Below are 25764 nucleotides of genomic sequence, written 5' to 3'. Positions count from 1 at the left end.
GGAGAGTTCGATGCACATCGCAGACCAATCAGGCGCGCTTGCCGCGCAGCGCAAACCTTTCTATGCCCAACTATACGTGCAGGTGCTCGTCGCGATCACCGTCGGCATCCTGCTCGGCCATTTCTATCCGTCGGTCGGCGAGAGCATGAAGCCGCTCGGCGACGCCTTCATCAAGCTGGTCAAGATGATCATCGCCCCGGTCATCTTCCTGACCGTGACAACGGGCATTGCCGGCATGAGCGACCTGCAGAAGGTCGGGCGTGTTGCCGGCAAGGCGATGCTCTATTTCCTCACCTTTTCGACGTTGGCGCTGATCATCGGCCTTGTCGTCGCCAATGTCGTGCAGCCGGGCGCCGGCTTCAACATCGACCCGGCGACGCTCGACGCCTCGACCGTCAACACCTACGCCGCCAAGGCGCACGATCAGTCGGTCACCGGGTTCCTGATGAACATCATCCCGTCGACCATCGTCGGCGCCTTCGCCGACGGCGACATCCTGCAGGTGCTGTTCTTCTCGGTGCTGTTCGGCATCGCGCTGGCGCTGGTCGGCGACAAGGGCATGCCCGTGCTCAACTTCCTGCAGGCACTGACGACGCCGATCTTCAAGCTGGTCAGCGTGCTGATGAAGGCCGCCCCCATCGGTGCCTTCGGCGCCATGGCCTTCACCATCGGCAAATACGGCATCGGCGCGGTCATCAATCTCGCCATGCTGGTCGGCACCTTCTACGTGACGTCGTTCCTGTTCGTGTTCATCGTGCTGGGTGCGGTCTGCCGCTACAACGGATTCTCCATCCTGTCGCTGATCCGCTACATCAAGGAAGAGCTGCTTTTGGTGCTGGGCACCTCCTCGTCGGAGGCCGCCCTGCCCTCGCTGATGGAAAAGATGGAGAAGGCCGGCGCCAAGCGCTCGGTGGTCGGTCTGGTCATACCGACCGGCTATTCCTTCAACCTCGACGGCACCAACATCTACATGACCTTGGCGGCGCTGTTCATCGCACAGGCGACCAACATCCACCTGTCGATGGGTGACCAGATCCTGCTGCTGCTGGTGGCCATGCTCTCGTCCAAGGGTGCCGCCGGCATCACCGGAGCAGGCTTCATCACCCTTGCCGCCACGCTGTCGGTGGTTCCGGCGGTGCCGGTCGCCGGTATGGCGCTGATCCTCGGCGTCGACCGCTTCATGTCGGAATGCCGGGCGCTGACCAACTTCGTTGGCAATGCCGTCGCCACGCTGGTGGTGGCGCGCTGGGAAGGCGAACTCGACGAGGCCAAGCTGGCGAGGGCGCTGGCGGACACGGCTGATGACAGCCTGCCGGCGGATGTCGTCCCCGCCGAGTAACCACGCGTGGCTTATGCGTAAAAGGCCGGAGGCATGCTGCCTGCGGCCTTTGTCATGCAGTCGCACGTCAGACGGTGCCGATCTTGCTCAGTGGTGTGTCCGGATATGTGCTTGGGCCGACAGGCATGCGGGCTGCCAAAGTGCCCTCGTCGTCGAACAGCACAAGGCTGGCGGCGCCGACGAGCCCGGCATGGCGGCCGAGCTGTGCTGGAACGACCGGTACGTCGCGATAGGCGCGCATGGCCCGCTGCCTGATGGTTGCCTCGATGGTCGGCGCCATCAGGTCGAGCCCGTTGGCGATGCCGCCGCCGACGACCAGCACATCGGGCGAATAGAGATGTAACAGGTTGGTGAAGCCGACGCCCAGCCAGCGGGCTTCCTCGTCCAGCAAGGCCGAGGCAAGATCGTCGCGCAGCCGTGCCGCCTCGACGACATGGCGGCCGGTCACCTCCGCATCCGCTGACAGGCGCCGCAAGGCAGAGCCGTCGCCGGCGGCCGTGGCGGCGGTGGCGCGGCGGCCGAGCGCGGTTCCCGAAGCGATGGCCTCGAAGCAGCCGATGACGCCGCACACGCAACGCTCGCCCTCATTGGTGATGGTCATGTGACCGATCTCGGCGGCAAGGCCACGGCGGCCATGCAGGATGCGCCCATCGACGACGACACCGCCGCCGATGCCGGTCGACACCGTGACAAAGACCAGCGAGCGAGCGCCATGGCCGGCGCCGAAGCGCCATTCGCCGAGCGCCGCGGCATTGGCGTCGTTCTCCAGACGGACCGGCAGGCCGAGCCGCCGCTCGAGGATGTCGGCAAGCGGTACATCCAGCCAGCCGGTGAGTGTCGGCGGGCCGACGGCGATGCCGGCCAGCGGATCAAGCGGTCCCGGCGCACCGACACCGACGCCGACGACCGACAGTGCCGGGGCTTCGGCATGGACGGTCGCCGCCAGCGCCTCGATCTGGCCGATCACCACGTCTGGACCGGCCTGCGCCTGCGTCGGCACCGCCGCGAATGCCAGGATCTTGCCTTCGCGGTCGACCAAGGCGGCGCGAAGCTCCGTCCCGCCAAGATCGATCGCAAGGGCGGCTTCCGTTGTCATGCCGCGACCTTCAAGCCGTGCAGCCAGCCGATGCGGCCGGCGAGGTCCTTGTCACCGAAGGCGAGCGAACCGAGAACCACGGTTTCGGCGCCGGCGGCACGCAGCAACGGCACGGTCTCGTGGCGGATGCCGCCGTCGGCGGCCAGAACCACGTGCGCCTCGCGGCCGGCCTTTCTCAGGATGGCGCGGGTAGCGCCCAGCCTGTCGCAGGCCTTGTCCGACAGGCTCTGTCCCTTGACGCCGATTGCGGTTCCAAGAAGCGTTACGAAGGCGACCTCCGGGACGAAGGCCGTCACCGCTTCCACAGGCGTCTCCAGCCTGAGCACGACGCCCGCCTCGGCGCCGAGCTCCCGCGCCAGCCGCACGGCGCGCAATCCCGCTTCGCCATTCTCGGCATGGACGCTGATCATGTCGGCGCCGGCTTCGATGAACTGGCGCGTCTGCGCCTCGACGATTGCTTCATCGACCATCAGGTGGACGTGGATGGGTTTCGCCGTCAGCCCGGCGATGCGGGCAACGAGGTCGGGGAAGAACAGGAAGGACGGGGCGAAATGACCGTCCGCCACATCGATATGATGAAGATCGACATAGGGTTCGATGCGCTTCAAGTCGTTCTCGAAATTGGCAAGATTGGCAGACCAGAGCGAGAATTCGGCGATCATGCGATCGCGTGGCAGTTCGGCGATGGCGGCCGGGCCGGAGAGAGATTTCGAGATCATGATTGGTCCTGCTTGTCAAAATTTGTGTTGAGAAAGCTGCCGATGGCGGCGCGGATTTCGGCGAAATGGCGCTCCTTGTCGGTGGCCTTCGGCGTCACCTCGACAAAGGCGGCATTGGGGATGGTATCTGCAAGGCTGCGCGCGGCCGCCAGCGGATGGACGAGATCGATGCCGCTGCCGATGACGAGTGTCGGGAGCGCGAGGCCGGCGGCCGCTGCCCGCGTCACGCCAGGCCCATCGTTTGCGATTGCTCGCATCACCTCGGCGAAAACATTCGCGTTCTCGCGCGCAAAAAAGCCAAGCAAGGACGCGAGATTGTCCGGCACTTCGGTGTGAAACCATGTGGCAGTCGCGGAGGCCGCGAAGGCATCGCGCGCGTCATCCAGCGGACGGCTGAGGATGAGCTCCGCCACTTCCACGTAAGGGCGCATGTTTTGCGGTGCCGCGTCGAAAGCCCAGGCAGGGCGAACAAGCACGAGACCTGTGACCCTATCCGGGTGCCGGGCCGCAAGCCGCAAGGCGATTGCCGCGCCCATCGAGATGCCGCCGGCGACGAAACGGTCGAGGCCGGCGGCATCGGCGGCAGCCAACACGTCGTCGGCGAACATCTCGATCGAAAAAGGACGCTTGCTGCCGACGCCGGAGCCGCCCTGAGCGCGACATTCGACGGTCAGTCGGCGGTATGAAGGACCATCGGGAAAGTTCTGCGCCACTTGTGCCGCATCACCGCCGAGGCCGTGCTGGAAGACGACGGGAGGCCTGCCCTGCCCCGTGTCGAAGACACGAAGCGATGCATCGTCGCGAAGCAGGATCGCCGGCGCGGCGCCCATCAGAGGAGTCCCCGCAGAAAGGCTGCGACGCCGGGGGCTTCATCGGCGGACAGCCCGTGGGTGACGAGCGATCCGTCGAAGCCCGCTGCCTTCAGCCGTGAAACAAAATGCGGAAAATCGACGATGCCTTGTCCGGCGGTGGCAAAGCGGCCGTCGCCAGAGCGATCCTTGGCGTGCGCCATGGCGATATGGCCGGCAGCCTCGTCGATCGCGGCGGCGACGATGGCGTGCGCTTCGTGTGGCGTCGCGTGCTCGAACAGGTTCGCCGGATCGAGCACGATCTTCAGATGCTTCGATCCCATTTCGGCGATCAGCCTGGTCGCGTCCCTGGCCGAGGTGACGATGTTGGCCTGCTCGGGCTCGATGCCGAGATCGACGCCGGCGTCTTCGGCAAGCGCCAGCGCTTTCTCCATCTCGGCGGCCATGTCGGACCAGGCGGCCGGCGTGCTATTGTCGGGATGATACGCCCACTGATCGGCGGCGTTGCGCGAGCCGGTGCAGAGCGTGACCAGCGGAATGTCGAGGGCAGCAGCAGCATTGATGATGGCCGCGAGACGCCTGAGGCCACCGTCGCGGACGGCCTTGTCGGGATGCGCCATGTTGTAGGTGCCCGACAGTGCGGCGAGTGCAACCCCGGTCGATTGTGCTGCGGCGCGGATGGAAGTGACTGCTTCCGCCGGCACGACATCCGGCATCGACGGCAGGCCGGCGCAGGCGAGATTGAACTGCGTCGTCTCATAGCCAGCCTGCTTAACCGCCGTCAGCACGGCAGCCGGCTCTGTGCCGGCAAATGTCTTGGCGAAAATGCCGAGACGCATCAGACCGCACCCGAAACCGAGGCGAGCTCGACCCGCTCGCCGGTCTCGACCGAGCGGGCAATCGCGACCATGGCGCGGATCGAGGCGATGCCGTCCTCGACATTGGCGCCGCGCATCGGCGTGCCGTTCAGGACTGTATCCGCTAGGCCTTCCAGTTGGCGGCGGAAGAAATGACCGTCGGCGCCGAGCGGCTTGTGGGCGGTGGAGGTCTTCTCGTAAAAGATCTCGACCTCGCTGGCGCGGAAGTACCAGGGGTTGAATGTCCTGGCGATGACGGAACCGTTCTCGCCATAGAGCTGAAAACCTTCGTGCCAGTCCATGCGCACGGCGACGGTAAGATCGAGATGCCCGAGCGCGCCGCTGGCGAACTCGGTCTCGACGAACCAGCAATAGGCGCCGAAGCGTTCGTTGAGGCGGGCGCGCACGGCAACGATTTCGCCGCACAGGAAACGCGCCGTATCGACGAGATGCGAGCCGTGCGCCAGCATGAAATATTGCCTGAGATCAGCCTTGGGATTGCCGGTCGGCTTCTTCGCCAGCTTGCTGGTGACCGGCAGCGGCTGAATGGCATCGGTGTTGGTGTAGCGATGGGTGGAATCGCAGTACCAGGCCTTAAGCGCCAGCACCTCGCCGATCTCGTCGCGCACGAAGTCGCGCGCCGCCTCCAGCGCCGGGTCGAAGCGCTTCATATGCCCGACCTGCAGCACCTTGCCCGAGCGCCTGACCGCCTGGGCCAGCGCCTCGCCTTCCTCCACCGAGGTGCCGATCGGCTTTTCGCACAGGACATGCTTTCCCGCATCGAGCGCCTTGATCGACATCGGCACGTGATAGGCGTCCGACGTGGCGACGATCACCGCTTCCAGTTCGGGATCGGCGAGCATGGCGTCGTAGTCGGCATACATCTTTTGCGGCTCGTAGGTGGCGCCCATGCGGGCGAGCAGATCGGGTGCCGCGTCGCAGATGGCGTAGAGGTCGGCATTCCCAGCCTTCACGCAGGATTGCAGATGCGCGAACTGCGCGATGGGGCCGCAGCCGAGCACACCGACCCTGAGGCGTCTGTCCTGTTTCTTGATCATCGTCTCGTTCTTCAGGCGCCCAAGCTGCGCATTGTCTGGCGGTTGGTTTTTACCGCGCCGGCGGGATCGGCGGCGGCCGTTTCGGATTCCTCCTCCAGCACCAGCCAGCCGTTGAAGCGCGGTGCGGTGTTGGCGATCTCGATCACCGCCGGCGTGTCGCAGACGCCCTTGCCGAGCATGGCCCAGGTGCCGTTGGCATCGACGTCCTTCAAATGGATGTAGCGGATGCGGTCGCGGTAGGTGCGCAGCGTATCGGACATGTCCTTGTGGCCGCGCAGTATATGGCCGGTATCCGGCACCCAGCCGACCAGGTCGGGATCGAGCAAGGCAAAGATCGCATCGTAATCGGCGCGGTCGAACAGCAGCGTGTTGTGGTGCGAGCTTGGATGCACCGCGACCTGAACACCGGCCCTGCGGCCAAGCTCGCCGGCCTGGTTGTAGACCTCGGCCGCGATGGCGAACTTCTCGTCGCGCGGCCCGTCGGACACCACCGTCGCCGAGCCCATCGAGACCAGCGCGCCCGGGAACGCAGCCGCGAAGCCGATCCAGCGTTTGGCGGTCTCGAGATCGTCGCCGATCTTCTCCTTCAGCGTAAAGCCACTGTTCGAGCCAAAGGCGAAAGAAACCAGCGTCAGCCCCGACGTCTTCAGCGCGGCGGCGAACTCCTCCGGCTTGTCGCCATAATGTCCGATCATGGTGTCGGTGATCTCGATGCCGGCATAGCCACCGTCAGAGATCGCCCTCAGCAGATCGTCGGGGCCGCCGGTGAACCGGTCTCCCAACATTTCCCAGGTGAAGGTCTGGCAGCCGACTTTGAGGTCTTTCACGTTCATCCTTTCAATCCTTGATACCGCTTATTGATTGATGCCACCCTGCGTCGCCGTGGGATGAACATCCTACTTGACCGAGCCCGCGGTCATGCCGGCGAGGAAGTACCTCTGGGCAACGAGGTAGATGAGCAAGAGCGGTAGCGAGCCGAGCACGCTCATCGCCATCATCTGGTTCCATTCGAAGGCATGCTGCCCCATCAACAGCTGGATGCCGATCGGGACCGTGCGCATGGACGTCGACTTCGTCAGCGTCAGCGCAAAGAGAAATTCGTTCCAGCACAACAGGAAGGTGTAGACCGACGTCGCCACGATACCAGGCAGTGAAATCGGGACAATCACCCGCCAAAGCGCGGTCCAGCTGCTGCCGCCGTCGACAGCCACGGCTTCATCGAGATCGCGGGGCAAGGTGTTCAGATATCCCGTCATCAGCAGGATCGCGTAGGGCAGCGTAAACACCAGGTAGGTCAGGATCAGCGCGACGTAGGTATCGAAGATACCGTATGAGACGACAAGCCCGAAGAAGGGGATCAAAAGTGTGATCGGCGGAATCGTCTGCGTGCTGATGATGATTGTGTTCAGGCTGCCCTTGCCGCGGAAATTGAAGCGGCTGAACCCGTAGGCCGCCAGCAAGGCGATCAGCACCGTCAGCACGGTCACCGCTCCCGCCACGAAATAGCTGTTGAAGAAGAAGCGCAGCTTTACCGGGTCGCCAAGGATGGCTGCATACGCTTCCAGCGTGAACGCCTTTGGCAGGATGGTTGGTGGCAGGGCAAAGATTTCGGTATTCGATTTGAACGAGCTGCTCAGCATCCAGTAGATCGGGAATGCCGCGAAAAAGAGCCCTGCTGCAAGCGCTACATGGAGCGCCACGGTGATCAGCCTGTCTTTCGGCGTGTGCCTTTTCCTCATGGTGATTACCGAGCCTTTTGATAGCGAATATAGAACAGCGTCAGGCCGAGAGAGATCAGCAGGATGACCACGGCGCTGGCCGAAGCCTGCGACAGGTTGTAGCTCGAAAATGCCAGCTTGTACGTGTAGGTGCTGAGGACCTCGGTCGAGTAGATCGGGCCACCGCCCGTCGTTATCCAGATTAGCGGGAAGACCTGCATGGTCCAGATGAAGTCGAGCAGCGAGATGCTGATGATGATCGGCATCAGCTGCGGAATGGTGATGAAGATCAGCTTCTGGTAGGCTTTCGCCCCGTCGATATCGGCGGCCTCGTAGAAATCCTTGGGAATGCCCTGCAAACCCGCGAGCAAACTGACCATGAAGAGCGGGTAGCCCGCCCAGATATTGGCAAAAGTGACTGCATGCAGCGCGGTCTCAGGCGAGGAAAACCATTCGACCTTGGAACCTATGATGCCGATTTGCATGAGAATACTGTTCACGACACCGTTCGGCTCAAGCAGGAGGCGCCAGATCACGGCGATGATCACCGCGGTGAACAGCCAGGGCAGTATGTAGAGCACGCGCAGAATATTGCGCAGCGTCGGATTGATGCGGTCGCTGTTCAGCATGAGCGCGAAGACCATGCCGATGGTCATGTGGAAAATGACACTCATGCATGTGAAGTAGAGCGTGTGCCACAGCGAAGCCCAGAACACGGGGTCGTCGAAGATCGCCTGGTAGTGCTTCAGTCCGGCAAAGGATGGGTCACGACGCAGCACCGCGCTGTTCTGGAACGAGTAGGCAATCACCGTCACCATCGGCAGCAGCATCAGGAGCCCGATTATGAGCAGCGAGGGCGACAGATAGAGGTAGGGTGCGACCGCTCGTTTGAGCTTGTGGTGGGAGCGCTTTTGCCGGGTCATGTGCCAACCTTGGGATACGCCTTCAAGGGAAGGTAAGCTTTCAAAAACAAGTCCACTCAGAATGCCGATCCGTTGTTGCCGGGTGGCCTGCCCGAAGTCAGGTCACCCGGTCGAAGACAGCAAACGGGAACAGGCCGATCAGAATTTCGCCATCCAGCCCTTCTGAGCGGCGGCGGCTGCTTGTTCCGGAGACTGCTCGCCGGCGAGCATCTTCTGGGCTTGCACGTCGAACTGGGTCATCAGGTCTTCAGCCACCGGCAGGCCCGTGAACTCATTGGCGAGATGACCGGTCTTGAAGATTTCAAAAGCCTTGCCGAAAGCCTTGTCCGAGGTCACGAAATCGGGCTTGGCGTTGACGTTGCCCGGGAACGCGTTTGCAAGCGACACGAGCTTGGCGTTGACCTTTTCACTCATCAGATACTGGACGAGTTTCCAGGCCTCTTCCTGATGTTTCGAAGCCGCAGAGATGCCGATGCCCCAGGAAGCATAGGGAAGGCCGCGCTTGCCGGTATAATTTTCCACGACAGGGACCGGGATGAGGTCGAAGTTCAGCTTGGGATTGCGCTTGCGGATGAGGTTCACATGCGCGAGCGAGTCGATCATCATCCCGACGCGGTTGTTGACGAACTCCTCGACCTTTTCCTGCTCGGTCTTGGTGGCGATGCCGGGCGAGATGGTGCCGGCGTCATTGAGTGATTTGACGAAAGTGAGCATATCCACCACCGGTTTGCCCTCAAGGTCCGGCTTGCCGCTCGCCATCATCGACTGGCCCGAAGCCCAAACCCACGACATCATGTCGTTCTGGACGCCGGATGGCGTTTGCAGCGACAGGGGCAGCACCCAGCCATACTGGTTCTGGTCGGCGTGCGTCATCTTCTTGGCGGCTTCGAGAAACTCCGCACGGGTCGACGGCAGCTTGGTCACGCCCGCCTTGGCGGCGAGGTCCAAATTCACGAAGACCGGATAGACGAACGAAGCCACGGGAAACATCACGGCCTTGCCGTCCACCTTGATGATATCCGCGACCTGGCTCTTGTCGAAACCGCTCGCATCCATCATCGGATTCATGTCGGCGAGTGCGCCCTGCGCATTCAGATTGTTCACCCAGGCGCCGTCGAGACCGACGACGTCGCTGAGCGTTCCGGTTGCAGCACCAACCGAGATCTGGTCTCGCGTGGTGGCGTAGGGGCCGCTGACCAGCGTCACCTTGATTCCGGGGTTTGCCGCCTCGAACTCATCCATGATTGACCTGAGCGAGCCAGCCGGCAATTCGGGCTCCCACCATTGGGTGAATTCCAGCGTCGTATCCGCCATGGCGCCGGTTGCGCCAAGCAACCATGCGGCCGCGGCTATTTTCAGCATCGCGGGTTTAATACGAAACGTCATTTTCTCCTCCTTCTTTATATTCGCCCGCACAATGCGGCCGATCGTCTGATTATCCAGAAGTCTTCTTACGCGGGCGCCTCACCTTCGCCCGCGGGTCTTATCGCTGATATTCAGATTGCCAGATGCGTCTCGGGGTCGAAGAAATGGAGCTTGGCATCATCCAGGGCCAAGCTGATTTCCGAGCCGGAGCGGACTGTGCTGACCGGTTCGAATTTCGCCACCGCATTCGACGCCAGGCCGAAATCCTGCACCGCGTCAGGGTCGCCGGAGTCCACCCGGACCGCGTCGATGTTGAGATGGACGATTTGTTCGGATCCGAGTTCTTCGATCGAGGTCACCTTTGCCGGTATCGTCTGATACTTGCGGCCGGATTCGAGACTGCTGTCATAGAGATCCTCCGGTCGTATCCCGAACACGACCTTGCGCCCCGCATACGACCTCAAGCCCGGCCTGCGCACGAAGGCTGCATCCTGCAGCCGGATGGCCAAGGCGCCGGACATCAGTTCGGCGCCCGTCAGGGTTGCCTCGAAAAGATTCATCGAAGGAGACCCGATGAAGCCAGCAACGAAAGCGTTCACCGGCGATTCATAGAGCCTCTTGGGTGCGTCGACCTGCTGCAGCACGCCGCCTTTCAACACCGCGACCCTGTCGCCCATCGTCATGGCTTCGGTTTGGTCGTGGGTCACATATATGGTCGTTACGCCGAGCTGCTTTTGCAGACTGGTGATTTCGGCGCGCATTTGAACACGCAGTTTCGCGTCCAGATTGGAAAGGGGTTCGTCCATGAGAAAGGCTGCCGGCTCGCGCACCATGGCGCGGCCCATGGCAACCCTTTGACGCTGTCCGCCTGAAAGGTTCGCGGGTTTGCTGTCCAGCAGAGACGTCAGTTGAAGGGTTTTGGCGATCTCGTCCACGCGCTTTTTGCGCTCGGCCTTCGGCTTGCCTGCCAGCCGCATCGAAAAGCCGATGTTTTCGAACACAGTCATATGCGGATAGAGGGCGTAGCTCTGGAAGACCATCGCGATGTCGCGATCCTTGGGCGGCATGTCGACGACGTCGACCCCGCCGATCCGAAGGCTGCCGCTGGTGACGTCCTCCAATCCCGCGATCATCCGCAACGCGGTGGATTTACCACAGCCGGACGGCCCCACGAGAATCAAGAACTCGCCGTCCTTGACCGACAGGTTCAATTGGTCGATTGCGTGAAAATTGTTCCCGTATGTCTTGCAGATATTCTCAAGAACGACTTCTGCCATATTCCTCCCTCCACAAGTCTAAGCCACTGATTTTTATGATTGTCCTCGGCTTACGTTCACCTGCGAAATTTTTCCTCGGATAGTTCGGGCTATGTTCCGGTATCAAGCCGCGCATATTTCAGTTCGACTGCCGACGGCGCGTTCGTCGATGCCAGGAGTTCCTTGACCTGGTCGTCGGTCGGAAGCGCCTCGCGCCCGCCCCGCCCCGTTATCGAAAGGGCCGCCGCCGCGGCCGCGAATGCGACCCGGCCTGCGGTGTCGGCCCCGCGCGTCAATGCAAGGGCATAGGCGCCATGAAAGCAGTCACCGGCGCCGGTCGAGTCGACGACGGCAACCCGGTGCGGAGGCAGGTGCCAGAGCCCTGTCTCGTCGCGTCCGCGATAGAAGACGCCTCTGCCGCCATCCGTCAGAACCACGGCGGACCGCGACGGCAACCACAATGCATCGAGTATCTCGGCCGGAGCCTGGCGGCCGGTGGCGGTCCGCGCGAAGCCGAGCGGAAGAATGAGATGGTCGCAGAGCCCGATCAGTCTCTCGGTGGCCGGGCCGTGGCTCCATTCGACATCGCCGAGGATCGCAAGGCCGAGATCGCGAGCCCGAGCCACGACATCCAGCGACCCGATCCCGTAACTGTCGACGATCAGGACAGTCGCGCGGCTGAGAACCTCGTCCGGAAAGTCCGGCGCGGTGCCCAGCATCGCTTCGTCGTCATACGCGATGAACCGCTCCCCATCCGAACCGACGGTGATCCGCGAGCGCACCGGGCGCGCGTGCGGGTGGCGCGGCGCGAACGCGGTTTCAACGCCGCTCGCAACGAGATCGCACAACACGGCGTCGTCGGCGGCACTGCCCAGCCATCCGATGAACCCGGCGCTTCCGCCGAGCCGCGCGACGGCGGCAAGTGCCGTCGCGACGTTTCCCCCGAAAGCTCGGGCACTTTGCAAAACCTTCCCCTTGCCCGCCGACAACGGCTGATCGACATAGACGATGTCGTCGATCGCAATAGCTCCGAAGCCGAGGATTGAAGGGACGGCGAGCATCGTTCAGGCACCCGCCTTCGTCAAGGCGTCTTGCGCCGAAAGGCCGTCATGGATGACGCCCCGAAAGGCGATCGCTGCCTTTTCCGGATCGCCGTGCCCCCATAGATTGCGGCCCACCACGGCACCGCGCGCGCCTGCACGGATGGCGTCCGCCGTCTGCTGAAGGGCGCCGAGCAGCGTGTCGGTCTTCGGACCACCAGCGATCACAACCGGCACCGGGCAGGTCCGAACGGTCTCTCGGAACGACTCGAAATCGCCCGTGTACCCGATCTTGATCACATCGACGCCGGACTCGTAGCCGATGCGTGCCGCATAGGCGATCTCGTCGGGGGTGAAGACGATTTTTGCCCCGTCGGTGAAATCGCGAGGGTAGATATGCGCTACCACCGGCATGCCGTAACGAGCCGCCGCGTTCACCGAATCGGTCAGCCAGCGTATGTATTTTCCCTCGGTCGCGCCGCGCACCGGAATGGCCACGGCCAACGCATCGGCGCCGGCGCGCACCGCATCCTCGGGCGTTGCAATCAGTTCACTGATGCGATCGTCTGGGGTGAAGCAGCCGGCCTGGATCACCAGGGAAGCCTTGCCCGCATATTGCGGCCACAGATGGCGCGCGGTGCCAGGCTGGATGCTGACGTAGTCGGGTTTGCCTACCATGACGCGTGCAAGCGCACCCGGCAGGTCGGCAAGACCTCCTTTGCGCACGTCGCCATAGCCGACAAAGTGGTCGACCGCGCCGCCAAAAAGATTCCCCGATGGATGTGAGAAGAGGCGCGCCAGGCGCACCTTGGTTCCGAGGCTCATGAGTCCAAAACTCTCCAATTGATTGATTTCAAAATCCTGGACCCAGTGTTTGCGAAAGAAATAACAAATGCAATCTTTCGAAAGCTTTCGAATTCGCCTATTTTTGGTAGAGTGAACCGAGGCCAGGGCGATCGCTTGGCGCATGGAGGCAAGGACAGGCCAATGTTGTCAGAGCAGAGACGCCAATCGATCCTGGGGGAAGTGCAACGCAGCGGACAGGTTCGCATCAAGGACCTGTCAGACGATTTTGGCGTGTCGGAAGTCACGGTGCGCTCCGACCTCGAGATACTGGATCGCAAGGGACTGCTGACCAAGACCCGCGGAGGCGCGGTGACCCGGACCACGGATTCGACCACGGCCGCGTTCGCCCGGCGGATGCAAACAAACCTCGATGCAAAGAAACGCATCGCCCGGGCAGCGATAGACCTGTTCGAGGACAACCAATCGGTCATCTTCGATGGCGGCTCGACATTGATGCAGGTTGCCATGCTGTTACCGCCGCTCAGCAATGTCGTGGTCGCGGCCACGGCGATGAATATCGTGCAGCATCTGATGCATCGGCCCGGGCTCGACGTTCACATGATCGGCGGCCGGGTCTACCCGGACACGGTAAGCACGCTGATCACCGATGCCGACACGGCTCTCGGCGGCTTGGTAGCGCATCAGGTCTTTGTTGGAGCGCATGCAATTGACTCGTCACTGGATGTGGTCGACGTGAACGAAGACATGGCGCGAACCAAGCGAAACCTCGTGCGCATGGCCCGGCGCGTTGTCCTCCTTGCGGATTCGAGCAAATGGGGCGTCAGCGGAACCTCCAAGGCCTTTTCGCTGTCGAGCGTCGATGTCGTGATCACCGACGATGGCCTGTCCGGCCCAATACGCAGCCAGCTTGATAGGACAGGGGCCAAGGTGATCTATGCCTGACCCCGTCGAGGTCCCTGGCCGCGGCGGAAATATCCGATGCGCGCATGACCCACGGCATCCGCATCGGCGGTCGGCCGTTTTTTCATGTCGGTCATTTTCTCCTCCCAGGACTGGCAGCCTCCCGATATCGCGCCAGCATTTTCGCATGTTGTATAAAAATTTTACGCGCGTCAATATTTAAAATGTTGTATAGCCCTTTGCGAAGGCGATCCGTTACTTCTGGGCGGATTCGGCAGACGGTGACCGCGTTGGGAGGTACGATCGAAAATGCACGGGATATCAACGACGAAACTCGGGATCGGCGTCATCGGATGCGGCAATATCTCGATGACCTATCTGCGCAATGCCGCTCTCTTCGGCGGCATCGAGTTGCGCGCCTGCGCCGATATCTCGGCCGACATGACGGCGCTGCGGGCGAAGGAATATGGCATACGGGCACTCGGCGTCGATGCACTGCTGGCCGATCCCGAGATCGATCTCGTCCTCAACCTGACCATTCCGGCGGCGCATTTCGACATTTCGTTTGCCGCCCTTTCGGCCGGCAAGCACGTCTTCAGCGAAAAGCCGCTCGCCACCTCGGCCGCCGATGGACGGCGCCTGGTCGACGAGGCGCGGTCGCGCGGGCTGCTGCTCGGCTCGGCGCCCGACACCTTCCTTGGTGCAGCCGGACGCCGCGCCCGCCGGCTGATGGATGACGGCGCCATCGGCCGCCCGGTCACCGGCACCGCCTTCATGATGGGCCGCGGCATGGAGCACTGGCACCCCAACCCGCAGTTCTACTACCAGCCAGGCGGTGGCCCGGTGTTCGACATGGGCCCCTACTATCTGACCATGCTGGTCAATCTGCTCGGCCCGGTCGAACGCGTCATGGCGATGGCGACGCGCGGCCAGGAGGAGCGGCTGATCACTGCCGAAGGGCCATTCAAGAACACCACATTCAAGGTCGGCACGCCGACCAATGTGCTGTCGCTGCTGGAGTTCCGCTCCGGCGCAACCGTCACCTTCGGCGCCTCGTGGGATGTCTTTCGCCACTCCAACCATCCGATCGAACTGCACGGCACGGAAGGCTCGCTGCGCCTGCCCGACCCCGACACGTTCGGCGGCACCGTGTCGCTGTCGAAACGCGGCACCGACTGGAGGGATTTCGCCAGCGAAGGCGAACTCTATGGCGCCCGCAACTGGCCTTATGCGGCGCCCGATCGCGCCAATTACCGCATGCTCGGCGTCGCCGATCTGGTGCGCTCGCTTCAGACCGGCAACACGCCACGCGCCTCCGGCAATCTGGCGCTGCATGTGCTGGAGATCATGGAGGCTATCCTGCGCTCCGGTGAAACACAGGGCTCGGTCGCCATCGCGGGCGATGTCGTCCAGCCGGCCCTGCTGACCGAGGAAGAGGCGAGCGATCTGCTGGCCTGAGGGTATGATCATGACGCTCGATCCGGATGCGCTGCGCGTCCTCGACATGGCTCGTGCAGCCGGCGGCAAGCCATTCGAGACCGGCAGCGTGGCGGCGGCGCGAGCTGCCTACAACGCCTCGTTCCCGACGCTGCAAGGTGAGCATGAGCCGGTCGCGACGACCTTTGAACAGCAGATCGACGGGCCGAACGGCCCCATCACTGTCCGCATCCATCGCGGCATCGACGCACTGCCGAGCGGGGCGCCGGCGCTGCTCTATCTGCATGGCGGCGGCTGGGTCATCGGCAATCTCGATTCACATGACGAGATCTGCCGCCTGATGGCCAATCTCGGCAACGCCGTCATTGTCTGCCCCGACTATCGCCTGGCCCCGGAGCACAAATTTCCCGCCGGGCTCGAGGATTGCCTGGCGACACTTCGCTTCATGGCCGAGAATGCCGTCGACCTGGGCATCGACAAGGTGCGCATTGGTGTTGCCGGCGACAGCGCCGGCGGCAATCTTGCCGCAGTGCTGGCGCTGCTCGCACGCGATGGGCTCGCTCCACCACTTGCGACCCAGATCCTGATCTATCCCAACACCGACGCGCGGCAGACATCGGACAGCTACCGGCGTTTCGGCGACGGCTTCGGCCTTACCGCGACGACCATGGCATGGTTCCGCGACCATTATGTGCGAACGCCCGACGATATCATGGACTGGCGCGTCTCGCCCTTGCTGGCGCCTGATCTTGCCGGCGTCGCGCCGGCATTCGTGGCGCTTGCCGGCTGTGACATCCTGGCCGACGAAGGGGCAGCCTATGCGGCGCGCCTGCAGGCCGCGGGCGTGCCTGTGATCCTGCGGCAATGGCCGGGCCAGATCCATGGCTTCGTCTCGATGGGACGCCATATTCCCGCCGCCCGGCAAGCGGTGGTCGAGGGGGTGACGGCCTGGCGCCACTTCGAGGGATCGACGTCGACCGGTTAGGCCGACTGACGCATCACCAGGGTGGCACCGAGCTTGACGGTGCGCGCCATGCCCTGCTTCGGCGGATCGGCCTCGTCCAGCAGGGCCAGCAGGATCTCGACGCTGCGGCCGGCCATGGCGGTGAAATCCTGCGCCATGGTGGTCAGCGCCGGACAGGTGTAGCGGCTCAGCGGATGGTCGTCGTGGGCGGCAACGCGCAGATCGCAATCGGGCCTGCGGCCGACCTTCAGGCCGCGCGAGTACGCGGCCGCCATTACGCCAAAGGCGAGACGATCGTTGGCGCACAGGATGGTGCGGCCGGGCAAGGTCCCGGCCTCCAGCATTTTTTCCGTCTGCTCGTAGCCGATGCGTTCGAAGTCCCAGGTGTAATCGCGCGCGGCCTCGATGACGGCCGGCTTGAAGCCGGCGGTCTCCATCGCGACGATGTAGCTCTCCTGGCGTTCGCCGGAGTTGTGGTTGACATGCGGAATGTCGAGATAGACCGGCGGTTCGCCCGAGCGACAGAGATAGTCGACGATGGTCGACACGCTCTGCCGGTTGTCGTTGCCGACGAACGGCGTATCGCCCTCGATATAGGTGTCGAAATAGACGATCGGAATGTCCTGCCCGAGCTTGTCGAAGACGCTGCGGTCGGAGGCAAGGCCGAGCGGGGCGATGATCGCGCCGGCCACCTTCAGCGACAGCAGCGTCCTGACCGACTCCGCCTCCAGCTTCGGCGAACCATGCGAGGAGATGACGATCGGCCAGTAGCCTTCGTCGCGGCAGCGAAATTCGATGCGGCTGACCATCTCGGCGTAGAACGGATCGGTGATCGTCGGCACGACGATGCCGATGTTGCGGGTGCGCTTGCGGTTGAGGTTGCGGGCGAAAAGGTTCGGCTGATAGTCCGAGGAACGCAGGGCGGCTTCGATGCGCGCCCGCGTCGCCGGCTTCACGCTCGCCGGATCGTCGAAATATTTGGACAGCGTCGGGCGCGACACGCCGCATGCCTGGGCGAAGTCGTCCATCGTGCGGTGCGTCTTCTCCGCCATCGATATATTCCTGATCCCCTGCCAACGATCGGCCCCGCCCACAGTCATGCGGCCGTTGACCGGATGCGACAATGCTTGACGGAACTTATTCAGTCAATTTTCACAGTTCCCAATAGAACGCAAAAATATTCCATGCGTCAAATTATTTGTTAACGCTTCAAAACTGATGGCGTCATGGACTTCATTGTCAGTTCGACGAAGGGCTGCAGAAGCTTGCCGCTCAGCCCTCAGCTACGGGCCTGCTTGCCAAATGTCGCCATGCCGCCCATACACGGCTTGGAAATCACCCTACCCGTTCGCCCCCACCTGCCAGGGATACCGTCCAATGTCCGTGACGCCGTGGTCAAAGCCGTGACGGATCACTCCACGCCATCGCTCGCCAGCCTGGGCTGGACCGAATTTTTCGGCGACCAGCTCGAGCCCGGCGAAGCCAATCTTGTCCCGACGCGGATCGCCACCGTCCACCGCGATCGCCTGACCGGCCTGTCCCAGGCAGGGCCGGTCGATCTGACGCTGGCGGCGCAGGCGAACACCGGTGACTACGCCGTCGGCGACTGGGTGCTGGTCGATGGGCATGAACACCTTGTGAAGCGCCGCCTGACCCGCAAGACGGTGCTGGAACGCCGCACCCAGGGCGGCGGCAGGGTGCCGCAGCTTGCCGCGGCCAATGTCGACACGCTGTTCATCGTCACCTCGTGCAATGCCGACTTCAATCCCGCCCGGCTCGAGCGCTATCTGGCGCTGGCCAACGAGGCCGGAACGACGCCGGTGATCCTGCTGACCAAGGCCGATACCGCTGAAGACGCCGAGACCTACCAGAAGCAAGCTGCGGCGTTGCAGCGTGGATTGCCGGTGGTGATGCTGAACCCCCGCACATCGGATGCGGCAACCGTCCTGGCTGCCTGGTGCGGTGTCGGCCAGACGGTGGCGCTGATCGGCTCCTCCGGCGTCGGCAAATCGACGCTGGTCAACACGCTGGCCGGATCGGCGCAGCAATCGCCGCAACAGACCGGGGGCATCCGCGAGCACGATTCCAAGGGACGCCACACCACCACGTCGCGATCGCTGCATTCAATCGCCGGCGGTGGCTGGGTGATCGACACGCCGGGCATGCGGACGCTGCAGGTCAGCGATGTCGGCTACGGCATCGACACGCTGTTTGCCGAAATCACCGAGCTTGCACCGCTCTGCAAGTTCCGCGACTGCACGCATGTGCACGAGCCGGGTTGCGCGGTTCAGGCTGCCTTGAAGGCGGGGACGCTCGACCCGGAGCGCCTTGCCCGCTGGCGAAAACTGTCCGACGAGAACCAGAACAACACGCCGGTCCAGAGCGGGCCTCGCGGAGCCAAGACTTCCGGCGGTCGCGGAAAGAGGCGCTGAACGGCGAGGACTGAGGACTTCAGAGCTGCGCCGTGCCGAAAACGCGATCCCAGAATGCCGAAGTCACACCGAAATTGGCCGTTTCGTCGATGTGGTGATGCACCGCATGACGGCGCTTGAGCGTGTAGAGATAGCTCGGATGCGCCGGGTGCCAGTGATGGATCATGTGGTGGATGCTGATGTACCACAGATATCCCAGCATCAACCCGCAGCTCACCGCGCTCGCGGTGGCGAAATCTGAGACCACCCAAACGGGCACAAACGCGACCAGCGCATGCACGCCGAGACTGAGCCAGGTTGGCGTGCCCACAGAACTGCGTTCCTCGACATGGTGACGGTCGTGCAGGTCCTTGACGTAAGGAATATGGTGAAGAGCGAACCTGTGCAGCACATACTCGATCAGCGTCCAGAGGCCGAGACAGGCGAGGACAGTGCCGATCCAGCCTGGCGCACTCTCTTCGCCAGCCTCGAGCAGCCCGGCCACTGTCAGCACGGCGATCACCAGCGGATACACCACGAAGTCGCTATAGTAGCCAATAAGACCGAGTTGCATCGTCACCTAGCCTTCGAGCCGCCAAATAAGCGATGGTATCAGATTGCCGGACTCGCGACCGAGGTGCAATGCAGACGCGCCTGACATAGCGTCGCAATCCCCTAGTGCAAGGTTCGCATCAACGATTCAAGGACCATCAGCAGGCTGCCGGCTTCGCAAATGGACGTACAAAAATGGCAAAACGCAGTGCGGGATTGCTGATCTATCGCCGCAGCGATGGCGATCTCAGGGTGTTGCTGGTTCACCCGGGCGGGCCGTTCTGGGCGAAGAAGGACGATGGCGCCTGGTCGATACCGAAGGGTCTCGTCGGCGAGGACGAGGATGAGTTGACGGCAGCGCAACGCGAGACCGAGGAAGAGCTCGGCGTCAGGGTCGACGGCACCTTCGCGCGGCTTGGCGACTACAAACAACCCGGTGGCAAGGTTGTCACGGCCTGGTCCGTCGAGGCGCGCATCGACATCGATGTGGCTGCCATCAAAAGCAACATGTTCACCATGGAATGGCCGCCAAGGTCGGGATCCCTGAAGGAGTTCCCGGAGGTCGACAGAGCGGGCTGGTTCACCTTGCCCGAGGCCGAGGTGAAAATCCTCAAGGGGCAGCGCCCGATGCTTTTGGATTTTGCCAGGCAGCAAGGCGCCGGATGATCCGCAGCCCTCAATAGGGCAGGCCGACATAGTTTTCCGCGAGCGCGGTCGATGCGGCACGCGACTGCACGAGATAGTCGAGCTCGGCCTCCTGGATGCGCTGGCCGAACTCGCCGGTGTCGGGAAAACGATGCAGCATCGTCGTCATCCACCAGGAAAAGCGAACCGCCTTCCAGACCCGTGCCAGCGCCTTGCCGGAATAGGCGTCGATGCCAACAGATGATTTCTCGATGTAGAAGTCGCGAAAACCGGCGAAGAGATAGCGCACGTCGCTGGCGGCGAGGTTGAGGCCCTTGGCGCCGGTCGGCGGCACGATGTGGGCGGCGTCCCCGACCAGGAACAGCCTGCCGAAACGCATCGGCTCGGCGACGAAAGAGCGCAGCGGCGCGATCGACTTTTCAAAGGATGGTCCAGTAACGACGCTTGCCGCGGTCTGCTCCGGCAAGCGGCGGCGCAACTCGTCCCAGAAGCGATCGTCCGGCCAGGCTTCGACGCGATCGTCCTGCGGACACTGCACATAATAGCGGCTGCGATGCGTCGAGCGCATCGAGCACAGGGCAAAACCCCGCTCGTGATTGGCGTAGACCAGTTCGTGATCGGCCGGCGGCACTTCGGCCAGCACGCCGAGCCAGCCGAACGGATACTGCCGCTCGAAGATTTTCAGCGCACGCTCGAGCACCGATTTGCGGCTGACGCCGTGATAGCCGTCACAGCCGGCAATGAAGTCGCAATCGATGCGATGCGTGACCCCGTCCTTGTCATAGGTCGCGAAAGGTGCGGCGCCGTCGAAATCGTGCAACGCGACATTTGCCGCCTCGTAGATCGTGGTCAGTCCGTCCGCATCGCGCTTGTCCATCAAATCGTGCGTCACCTCGGTCTGGCCATAGACGGTGACATGCCTGCCGCCGGTCAGTGCCTCGAGGTCGATGCGGTGCAGGCGTCCGTCGAAGGCGAGCGAGATGCCGGAATGCGGCAGTCCTTCGGCATGCAGCCTTGCCGCCGCGCCAGCCTGTTCCAGCAATTCGACGGTGCCCTGTTCGAGCACCCCTGCCCGCACACGGCCAAGCACGTGCTCGCGGCTCGCGCGTTCCAAAATGACCGTCTCGACGCCGATGCCGGCCAGAAGCTGCCCAAGCAGCAGGCCGGACGGTCCGGACCCGACGATGACGATTTGCGTGCGCATCAGTGGCCGAGACTTTCGACCTGTGCGGCCAGCTCAGCGGCAAGGCGGAGCGACGCGGCCGTCACGATGACCATTTGCGGCAGCAATAGCCATTCCAGCGTCCAGGCAGCGCCCGAGCGCTCCTGCTCATGCACGAGCGCGTGATGCATGCCCGCAAGCTGCGTGGCGTTGAAGCGGGCAAGCGCCACCAGCGCTTCGGCCTTCACCGGGTTCTGCTTGTGCGGCATGGCCGAAGAGCCGCCGCCGCCGGAAAGCTCGATCTCGGTTCCACCTTGCGCCATCAGCGCGATGTCCTGGCCGAATTTGCCGAGGCTGCCTGATAGCAGCGACATCAGGCCGGCGAAATCGGCGAGTGCGTCACGCTGGTTCTGCCAATGCGGTGCGTCGCCAAGGCCGAGCTTTGCGGCTAGTGCTGCGCGCACCGCCGGACCTTTGTCGCCTAGCTTTTCCAGCGTGCCGGCGGCACCGCCGAACTGCATCACCAGCAGACGCCTCGACTGTTCCGACAATCTTTCCTGATGCCGTTGCAGTGGCGCCCGCCACGTCCTGACGCGGTCGGCCGCTTTGATCGGAATGGCTGGCTGCATGCGCGTCATTCCCGTCAGCGCCCTGCCGCCAAACCGCTCTTCGAGCGAGACGAGCCGTATAATGGTCTCGGTCAGGAGCAGGCCGAGATGCTCGACGATGGACTTCAGCCGAAACACCAGGCCGGTATCGATGACATCGTGGCTGGTTGCGCCGAAATGCACTTTGTCGCCATGCGGTTCGCCGACCGCCGCCCTGATCTGGCGTACCAGTTCCGGCACAATGACGCCGTCTTTGGCGACGGCAGCCCGCAGCAAGGCGGTGTCGGGCCGGAATGTGGCAAGTGCGGCCACGATCGCGGCGGCATCATCCTTGGTGATAATCCCGTTTTCAGCTTCCGCTTGCGCCAGCGCCCGCTCGAAGGCAAGCATCGCCTCGATTTCCGCCTCGACGGAAAAATGCCGGTTCGCCTCCTCGTCGCCGAGAAGAGCGGAGAGCAGTGGATGGTCGAAGGGCGATACGGTCATATCCTGCTCCTCCTGACCATCAGCTGTCGAAGAAGACCGTTTCCTTCTCCCCCTGGAGATGGATGTCGAAAACATAAATATCGCCGTTGCGCTCGGCGATCAGCGTCGGCACGCGGACGCGGTGCTCGATGCGCGCCAGGATCGCATCCCCGGCATTGGCCTTTTCCTCATCGGAAAAATACAGGCGTGTGTGCAGGCCGAGATTGATACCGCGCGCGACGATCCAGAGGGTGATGTGCGGGGCCATCAGGCTTCCGTCCCTGAACGGCACGCGGCCCGGCTTGATCGTCTCGAACGTGCACAGACCGGTGTCCATGTCGGTCGGGCAACGGCCCCAGCCGAAAAAGTTCGGATCGGCCGCGCCGCGCAGTTCAGCCGGCGAATTGTAAAGCCCATCCGCATCTGCCTGCCAGATCTCGATCAGCGCATCCTTGAGCGGCGTGCCGGTACCGTCGAGCACCCGGATGCGCAGGCCGATGCGCTCCCCCTTGGTCCTGTCGTTGACCATGGTCGCACCAAGGTCGGTCGCATAGACGCCGCCGATGCCGCAGAAATTGGGCGTCAGCCCGATATGGACATAAGGTCCGGCGGTCTGCGAGGGGCTTTCCCTGAGCCGGTCGAGCGACTGGGCCATCAATTGCCCTCCAGCCTGTTTTCGAACAGCGACGCGCGGCGCCCGCGCAGCACGATGTCGAACTTGTAGGCGCGCGCGTCGAAGGGGATCGTCGCCTGCATGTCGAGCGTGGCGATCAGCGTTTCGACGGCGGCCTTGTCGGGGATGCCGCGCACGATCGGGCAGTGCCAGATCAGCGGATCACCCTCGAAATACATCTGCGTGATCAGCCGCTGCGCAAAGCCGTGGCCGAAGACCGAGAAATGGATGTGCGAGGGCCGCCAGTCGTTCGGCCCGTTCGGCCAGGGATAGGGGCCGGGCTTGACGGTGCGAAAGGCGTAGCCGCCATCCTCGCCTGTTATGGCGCGCCCGCAGCCGCCAAAGTTCGGGTCGAGCGGCGCCAGATAGCCGTCCTTCTTGTGGCGGTAGCGGCCGCCGGCATTGGCCTGCCAGAATTCGAGCAGCGCGCCGGGTACGCCAACGCCGCGTTCATCGAGCACCCGGCCATGGACGATGATGCGCTCGCCGAGCGCGCTCTCGCCGGGCCTGGCGAAATTGTGGATCAGGTCGGCGTCGAGTTTGCCGAGCATGGCGTGACCGAAGACCGGGCCTGCAATCTCCGACAGCGTGTTGTCGAACGGCAGCGGCGCCTTCTGCGGCGAGCGCAGCACGGAGCTCTTGTAATTCGGTGTCAGAACAGGCGGATGCCAGGTCCGGTCGCGCTGGAAGAAGGCGCCGGTCTCGGGCCTTCGGTTCGAGCCGGACTCAGCGGTCATTCTGGCTTCCGTCCATTTCCGAAAACACGTCCTTGGCAATTCTGAAGGCACGGTTGGCGGCCGGCACGCCGGCATAGATGGCGACATGCAGGAACGCCTCGCAGATATCGTCGCGCGAGGCACCGGTGTTGACGGTGGCGCGCACATGCATAGCAACCTCCTCATCATGGCCGAGTGCGGCCAGCAGCGCCAGCGTGACGATCGAACGCTCACGCCTGGTCAAGCCCGGCCGCGCCCACACGGTTCCCCAGGCGGCCTCGGTGATCAACTCCTGGAAAGGCTGGTCGAAATCGGTGGCGGCGACCTCGGCGCGGTCGACATGGCGGTCACCAAGCACCGAGCGCCGCACCGCGAGGCCGGTGCAATATCTGGTTGCGTTGCCGGGGACTTCATCCATGGGTTACTGCTCCAGGGGCAAGCGACGCGATAAAGCCGCGGATCAGGGCGGTGAGCGCTTCAGGCTGTTCGACGCAAGGAATGTGTCCAGCGTCGCGGATCATTTCGAAGCGCGCGCCGGGGATCAGCGCGGCCAGCGAGCGGACGAGATCGGGAGGTGTCGAGCCATCCTGGTCGCCGGCCACGCAGAGCGTCGGCACCGCGATGCGGCGTGCAGCATCGGTGAAATCGGCATCGCGAACGGCCGCGCAAGTCCCGACGTAACCTGCAAGCGCTTGCCTCGTCATCATGTTCCAGTAACCGTCGAGCTCGGCCTGACGCGCCGCGTGGAAGGCGGGGGTGAACCACACTTTGAGCACGCCATCGGCAATCGCCTGGATGCCCTTGCTTTCGACGGTCGCGATGCGTGTGTTCCAGCTGTCTGTCGTGCCGATCTTGTGTGCCGTATCGCAAAGGATCAGGCCTTCGACGATTTCAGGCCGCCTGGCATAGAGCCCCTGCGCGATCATGCCGCCGACCGACAGGCCGCACAGCACGACCTTGCTCAAGCCGAAATGATCGATGAGCGCCGAGAGGTCATCGACGTGATCGTCGATCGACCTGATGTCGCCGATGTCGGACAGTCCGTGGCCGCGCTTGTCATACACCAGCAGCGGCATTTCACCATCGAACGTCGAGACAATTTCGTCCCAGATCCGGAAGTCGGTGCCGAGCGAATTGATGAATATGATTGGGCGCGCATTGCCGGTCGCCTTGATGTGGCGATGGTGCAGCGTGATGCCGCCGATGGTGACGAATGGCACGGTTTCGATCCTCCGCCCTCACATTGCACAAGGCGTTTGGTTCGGTAAAATGATATTTTTTGGCGTTTCATTAACTCAGGGGTTATCAAATCCATGTCCGAGAGCCGTATCCGGTTCCGTCACCTGCAGGCATTCCTTGAAGTTGCGCGGCAGGGAAGCGTGGCGCGGGCGGCCGACTTCCTGCATGTCAGCCCGCCGGCGGTGACCAAGACATTGCGCGAACTGGAAGAGGCGCTGGGGGTGGCGGTCGTCGAACGCGACGGCCGCGGCATCAGACTGACGCGCATCGGCGAAATCTTCCTTCGCCATGCCGGTACGGCGATCACGGCGCTCAAGCAGGGTGTCGATTCCGTCCGGCAGGACGGGGCGGTCAACCGGCACCCGATCCGCATCGGCGCGCTGCCGACGGTGTCGGCGCGGGTGATGCCGCTTGCCATGAGCCTGTTCCTCAAAGAGAGCACCGGTGCGGCGATCAAGATCGTCACCGGCGAGAACGCGGTGCTGCTCGAACAGTTGCGCACCGGCGCGCTCGATCTCGTCGTCGGACGGTTGGCGGCGCCGGAGAACATGACCGGCTTCTTCTTCGAGCATCTCTACTCCGAACAGGTGCTGTTCGTGGTGCGGGCGCGACATCCGCTGCTTGAGCCCGGACAGGACGTGTTCGCGCGGCTCGACGAGTTCCCGGCGCTGATGCCGACACGGGAATCGGTCATCCGCCCTTTCGTCGACCGCCTGTTCATCACCAACGGCATGACGGCGCCGGCAACCGAGATCGAAACCGTCTCGGACTCCTTCGGCCGCGCCTTCCTGCGGCAGAGCGATGCGGTTTGGATCATTTCGGCAGGCGTCGTCGCCAATGAACTCGGCAGTGGCGCCTTCGTCGCCCTGCCGGTCGACACCGAGGAAACCAAAGGACCGGTCGGCCTGACGATGCGGACCGACACGGCGCCCTCGCCGGCCTTCTCCATCCTGCTGCAGACCATCCGCGAAGCGGCGAGGCAAAGCAGTTGATGCGGCTCAGACT

General features: G+C 63.3%; 27 protein-coding genes. 7 read left to right on the top strand and 20 right to left on the bottom strand.

Annotated elements, in window-relative coordinates; translation table 11 throughout:
- The first annotated feature begins 10 nt into the window (after positions 1–10).
- Positions 11–1339 carry a dicarboxylate/amino acid:cation symporter gene (locus P3C39_RS14705; protein WP_275953813.1) on the top strand — a complete coding sequence of 443 codons (1329 nt, stop codon included), beginning with the start codon at positions 11–13 and terminating at the stop codon, positions 1337–1339.
- 67 nt (positions 1340–1406) lie between these two features.
- Here the strand turns inward: P3C39_RS14705 and P3C39_RS14700 are convergent, their stop codons facing one another.
- From P3C39_RS14700 to P3C39_RS14645, 12 genes are all read right to left on the bottom strand, one after another.
- Positions 1407–2435 carry an ROK family protein gene (locus P3C39_RS14700; RefSeq protein WP_024502565.1) on the bottom strand — a complete coding sequence of 343 codons (1029 nt, stop codon included), beginning with the start codon at positions 2433–2435 and terminating at the stop codon, positions 1407–1409.
- Positions 2432–3154: a ribulose-phosphate 3-epimerase gene (locus P3C39_RS14695; protein ID WP_127367811.1), complete on the bottom strand. Its 723-nt coding sequence runs from the start codon at positions 3152–3154 to the stop codon at positions 2432–2434. Before P3C39_RS14695 ends, P3C39_RS14700 begins: the two co-directional genes overlap by 4 nt.
- Positions 3151–3984 carry an alpha/beta hydrolase gene (locus P3C39_RS14690; RefSeq protein WP_275953814.1) on the bottom strand — a complete coding sequence of 278 codons (834 nt, stop codon included), beginning with the start codon at positions 3982–3984 and terminating at the stop codon, positions 3151–3153. The genes P3C39_RS14695 and P3C39_RS14690 overlap by 4 nt, the downstream gene beginning before the upstream one ends.
- Positions 3984–4802, bottom strand: coding sequence for a sugar phosphate isomerase/epimerase (locus P3C39_RS14685; protein WP_275953815.1), 819 nt, complete (start codon positions 4800–4802; stop codon positions 3984–3986). Before P3C39_RS14685 ends, P3C39_RS14690 begins: the two co-directional genes overlap by 1 nt.
- On the bottom strand, positions 4802–5878 hold the full coding sequence (locus tag P3C39_RS14680; RefSeq protein ID WP_275953816.1) for a Gfo/Idh/MocA family oxidoreductase: 1077 nt from the start codon (positions 5876–5878) through the stop codon (positions 4802–4804). The genes P3C39_RS14685 and P3C39_RS14680 overlap by 1 nt, the downstream gene beginning before the upstream one ends.
- A gap of 11 nt (positions 5879–5889) precedes the next feature.
- Positions 5890–6711 (bottom strand): sugar phosphate isomerase/epimerase, encoded by an 822-nt coding sequence (locus P3C39_RS14675; RefSeq protein WP_275953817.1) that lies wholly within the window; start codon positions 6709–6711, stop codon positions 5890–5892.
- Between the two features lie 63 nt (positions 6712–6774).
- The gene (locus tag P3C39_RS14670) at positions 6775–7617 is read right to left on the bottom strand and encodes a carbohydrate ABC transporter permease (protein ID WP_013532946.1); all 843 of its coding nucleotides are present in this window, start codon (positions 7615–7617) and stop codon (positions 6775–6777) included.
- A 5-nt stretch (positions 7618–7622) separates the two neighbouring features.
- A complete protein-coding gene (locus P3C39_RS14665) occupies positions 7623–8519 on the bottom strand; it encodes a sugar ABC transporter permease (RefSeq protein WP_023764771.1) in 897 nt (298 codons plus the stop codon).
- Positions 8520–8657: 138 nt separating this feature from the next.
- On the bottom strand, positions 8658–9905 hold the full coding sequence (locus P3C39_RS14660) for a sugar ABC transporter substrate-binding protein (RefSeq protein WP_064995072.1): 1248 nt from the start codon (positions 9903–9905) through the stop codon (positions 8658–8660).
- A 110-nt stretch (positions 9906–10015) separates the two neighbouring features.
- Entirely contained in the window at positions 10016–11161 is a 1146-nt protein-coding gene (locus tag P3C39_RS14655) for an ABC transporter ATP-binding protein (protein ID WP_275953819.1), read from the bottom strand.
- Positions 11162–11250: 89 nt separating this feature from the next.
- Positions 11251–12201, bottom strand: coding sequence for a PfkB family carbohydrate kinase (locus P3C39_RS14650; RefSeq protein ID WP_275953820.1), 951 nt, complete (start codon positions 12199–12201; stop codon positions 11251–11253).
- Positions 12202–12204: 3 nt separating this feature from the next.
- Positions 12205–13005 carry a class I fructose-bisphosphate aldolase gene (locus P3C39_RS14645; RefSeq protein ID WP_063171597.1) on the bottom strand — a complete coding sequence of 267 codons (801 nt, stop codon included), beginning with the start codon at positions 13003–13005 and terminating at the stop codon, positions 12205–12207.
- 162 nt (positions 13006–13167) lie between these two features.
- Here P3C39_RS14645 and P3C39_RS14640 point away from each other — a divergent pair, with 162 nt between their 5' ends.
- The 3 genes from P3C39_RS14640 to P3C39_RS14630 all read left to right on the top strand — a co-directional run bounded on the left by P3C39_RS14640 (position 13168) and on the right by P3C39_RS14630 (position 16309).
- Complete coding sequence (locus P3C39_RS14640; RefSeq protein ID WP_013532952.1) at positions 13168–13929, top strand: DeoR/GlpR family DNA-binding transcription regulator; 762 nt, start codon at positions 13168–13170, stop codon at positions 13927–13929.
- A 267-nt stretch (positions 13930–14196) separates the two neighbouring features.
- Positions 14197–15345 (top strand): Gfo/Idh/MocA family oxidoreductase, encoded by a 1149-nt coding sequence (locus P3C39_RS14635; RefSeq protein ID WP_275953821.1) that lies wholly within the window; start codon positions 14197–14199, stop codon positions 15343–15345.
- 10 nt (positions 15346–15355) lie between these two features.
- The gene (locus P3C39_RS14630; protein WP_082827543.1) at positions 15356–16309 is read left to right on the top strand and encodes an alpha/beta hydrolase; all 954 of its coding nucleotides are present in this window, start codon (positions 15356–15358) and stop codon (positions 16307–16309) included.
- Here P3C39_RS14630 and P3C39_RS14625 read toward each other — a convergent pair.
- On the bottom strand, positions 16306–17340 hold the full coding sequence (locus P3C39_RS14625) for a LacI family DNA-binding transcriptional regulator (RefSeq protein ID WP_063173610.1): 1035 nt from the start codon (positions 17338–17340) through the stop codon (positions 16306–16308). The genes P3C39_RS14630 and P3C39_RS14625 overlap by 4 nt on opposite strands.
- A 339-nt stretch (positions 17341–17679) precedes the next feature.
- On the opposite strand from P3C39_RS14625, the gene rsgA reads away from it, so the two are divergent.
- Positions 17680–18720 carry a ribosome small subunit-dependent GTPase A gene (gene rsgA, locus P3C39_RS14620; RefSeq protein WP_024502554.1) on the top strand — a complete coding sequence of 347 codons (1041 nt, stop codon included), beginning with the start codon at positions 17680–17682 and terminating at the stop codon, positions 18718–18720.
- Positions 18721–18739: 19 nt separating this feature from the next.
- On the opposite strand, the gene P3C39_RS14615 is transcribed toward rsgA, so the two are convergent.
- Positions 18740–19273, bottom strand: a complete 534-nt coding sequence (locus P3C39_RS14615; RefSeq protein WP_024502553.1) for a sterol desaturase family protein — start codon at positions 19271–19273, stop codon at positions 18740–18742.
- A 173-nt stretch (positions 19274–19446) separates the two neighbouring features.
- On the opposite strand from P3C39_RS14615, the gene P3C39_RS14610 reads away from it, so the two are divergent.
- Positions 19447–19917: an NUDIX domain-containing protein gene (locus P3C39_RS14610; protein WP_224673993.1), complete on the top strand. Its 471-nt coding sequence runs from the start codon at positions 19447–19449 to the stop codon at positions 19915–19917.
- A gap of 10 nt (positions 19918–19927) precedes the next feature.
- Here P3C39_RS14610 and pobA read toward each other — a convergent pair whose 3' ends face one another.
- From pobA to pcaD, 6 genes are read right to left on the bottom strand one after another with little or no spacing between them, the layout of a single operon-like run.
- Entirely contained in the window at positions 19928–21100 is a 1173-nt protein-coding gene (gene pobA, locus P3C39_RS14605) for a 4-hydroxybenzoate 3-monooxygenase (protein ID WP_275953822.1), read from the bottom strand.
- The gene (locus P3C39_RS14600; protein WP_275953823.1) at positions 21100–22152 is read right to left on the bottom strand and encodes a 3-carboxy-cis,cis-muconate cycloisomerase; all 1053 of its coding nucleotides are present in this window, start codon (positions 22150–22152) and stop codon (positions 21100–21102) included. The genes pobA and P3C39_RS14600 overlap by 1 nt, the downstream gene beginning before the upstream one ends.
- A 19-nt stretch (positions 22153–22171) precedes the next feature.
- Entirely contained in the window at positions 22172–22786 is a 615-nt protein-coding gene (gene pcaG, locus P3C39_RS14595) for a protocatechuate 3,4-dioxygenase subunit alpha (RefSeq protein WP_275953824.1), read from the bottom strand.
- Entirely contained in the window at positions 22786–23541 is a 756-nt protein-coding gene (pcaH, locus tag P3C39_RS14590; protein ID WP_027163882.1) for a protocatechuate 3,4-dioxygenase subunit beta, read from the bottom strand. The genes pcaG and pcaH overlap by 1 nt, the downstream gene beginning before the upstream one ends.
- Positions 23531–23938: a 4-carboxymuconolactone decarboxylase gene (gene pcaC / locus P3C39_RS14585; protein ID WP_027163883.1), complete on the bottom strand. Its 408-nt coding sequence runs from the start codon at positions 23936–23938 to the stop codon at positions 23531–23533. The genes pcaH and pcaC overlap by 11 nt, the downstream gene beginning before the upstream one ends.
- A complete protein-coding gene (pcaD, locus tag P3C39_RS14580; protein WP_027163884.1) occupies positions 23931–24740 on the bottom strand; it encodes a 3-oxoadipate enol-lactonase in 810 nt (269 codons plus the stop codon). Before pcaD ends, pcaC begins: the two co-directional genes overlap by 8 nt.
- A 93-nt stretch (positions 24741–24833) precedes the next feature.
- Here pcaD and pcaQ point away from each other — a divergent pair, with 93 nt between their 5' ends.
- Positions 24834–25751, top strand: a complete 918-nt coding sequence (pcaQ, locus tag P3C39_RS14575; RefSeq protein ID WP_027163885.1) for a pca operon transcription factor PcaQ — start codon at positions 24834–24836, stop codon at positions 25749–25751.
- Positions 25752–25764: the final 13 nt, after the last annotated feature.

The organism is Mesorhizobium sp. XAP4 (genome assembly GCF_029269325.1).
Lineage (GTDB): Bacteria > Pseudomonadota > Alphaproteobacteria > Rhizobiales > Rhizobiaceae > Mesorhizobium > Mesorhizobium ciceri.
This window is presented reverse-complemented; position numbering and strand designations above follow the sequence as displayed.

What these genes read in the sequence shown, in the direction of transcription:
- P3C39_RS14615 (WP_024502553.1), bottom strand. Translation starts at nt 19,273, where the DNA reads ATGCAACTCGGTCTTATTGGCTACTATAGCGACTTCGTGGTGTATCCG.
- pcaC (WP_027163883.1), bottom strand. Translation starts at nt 23,938, where the DNA reads ATGGATGAAGTCCCCGGCAACGCAACCAGATATTGCACCGGCCTCGCG.
- P3C39_RS14665 (WP_023764771.1), bottom strand. Translation starts at nt 8,519, where the DNA reads ATGACCCGGCAAAAGCGCTCCCACCACAAGCTCAAACGAGCGGTCGCA.
- P3C39_RS14610 (WP_224673993.1), top strand. Translation starts at nt 19,447, where the DNA reads ATGGCAAAACGCAGTGCGGGATTGCTGATCTATCGCCGCAGCGATGGC.
- P3C39_RS14625 (WP_063173610.1), bottom strand. Translation starts at nt 17,340, where the DNA reads ATGGCGGAGAAGACGCACCGCACGATGGACGACTTCGCCCAGGCATGC.
- P3C39_RS14660 (WP_064995072.1), bottom strand. Translation starts at nt 9,905, where the DNA reads ATGACGTTTCGTATTAAACCCGCGATGCTGAAAATAGCCGCGGCCGCA.
- P3C39_RS14690 (WP_275953814.1), bottom strand. Translation starts at nt 3,984, where the DNA reads ATGGGCGCCGCGCCGGCGATCCTGCTTCGCGACGATGCATCGCTTCGT.
- P3C39_RS14670 (WP_013532946.1), bottom strand. Translation starts at nt 7,617, where the DNA reads ATGAGGAAAAGGCACACGCCGAAAGACAGGCTGATCACCGTGGCGCTC.
- P3C39_RS14640 (WP_013532952.1), top strand. Translation starts at nt 13,168, where the DNA reads ATGTTGTCAGAGCAGAGACGCCAATCGATCCTGGGGGAAGTGCAACGC.
- P3C39_RS14685 (WP_275953815.1), bottom strand. Translation starts at nt 4,802, where the DNA reads ATGCGTCTCGGCATTTTCGCCAAGACATTTGCCGGCACAGAGCCGGCT.
- P3C39_RS14675 (WP_275953817.1), bottom strand. Translation starts at nt 6,711, where the DNA reads ATGAACGTGAAAGACCTCAAAGTCGGCTGCCAGACCTTCACCTGGGAA.
- P3C39_RS14650 (WP_275953820.1), bottom strand. Translation starts at nt 12,201, where the DNA reads ATGCTCGCCGTCCCTTCAATCCTCGGCTTCGGAGCTATTGCGATCGAC.
- P3C39_RS14645 (WP_063171597.1), bottom strand. Translation starts at nt 13,005, where the DNA reads ATGAGCCTCGGAACCAAGGTGCGCCTGGCGCGCCTCTTCTCACATCCA.
- pcaH (WP_027163882.1), bottom strand. Translation starts at nt 23,541, where the DNA reads ATGACCGCTGAGTCCGGCTCGAACCGAAGGCCCGAGACCGGCGCCTTC.
- P3C39_RS14600 (WP_275953823.1), bottom strand. Translation starts at nt 22,152, where the DNA reads ATGACCGTATCGCCCTTCGACCATCCACTGCTCTCCGCTCTTCTCGGC.
- P3C39_RS14705 (WP_275953813.1), top strand. Translation starts at nt 11, where the DNA reads ATGCACATCGCAGACCAATCAGGCGCGCTTGCCGCGCAGCGCAAACCT.
- pcaG (WP_275953824.1), bottom strand. Translation starts at nt 22,786, where the DNA reads ATGGCCCAGTCGCTCGACCGGCTCAGGGAAAGCCCCTCGCAGACCGCC.
- P3C39_RS14630 (WP_082827543.1), top strand. Translation starts at nt 15,356, where the DNA reads ATGACGCTCGATCCGGATGCGCTGCGCGTCCTCGACATGGCTCGTGCA.
- P3C39_RS14635 (WP_275953821.1), top strand. Translation starts at nt 14,197, where the DNA reads ATGCACGGGATATCAACGACGAAACTCGGGATCGGCGTCATCGGATGC.
- P3C39_RS14695 (WP_127367811.1), bottom strand. Translation starts at nt 3,154, where the DNA reads ATGATCTCGAAATCTCTCTCCGGCCCGGCCGCCATCGCCGAACTGCCA.
- pobA (WP_275953822.1), bottom strand. Translation starts at nt 21,100, where the DNA reads ATGCGCACGCAAATCGTCATCGTCGGGTCCGGACCGTCCGGCCTGCTG.
- pcaQ (WP_027163885.1), top strand. Translation starts at nt 24,834, where the DNA reads ATGTCCGAGAGCCGTATCCGGTTCCGTCACCTGCAGGCATTCCTTGAA.
- P3C39_RS14700 (WP_024502565.1), bottom strand. Translation starts at nt 2,435, where the DNA reads ATGACAACGGAAGCCGCCCTTGCGATCGATCTTGGCGGGACGGAGCTT.
- P3C39_RS14655 (WP_275953819.1), bottom strand. Translation starts at nt 11,161, where the DNA reads ATGGCAGAAGTCGTTCTTGAGAATATCTGCAAGACATACGGGAACAAT.
- P3C39_RS14680 (WP_275953816.1), bottom strand. Translation starts at nt 5,878, where the DNA reads ATGATCAAGAAACAGGACAGACGCCTCAGGGTCGGTGTGCTCGGCTGC.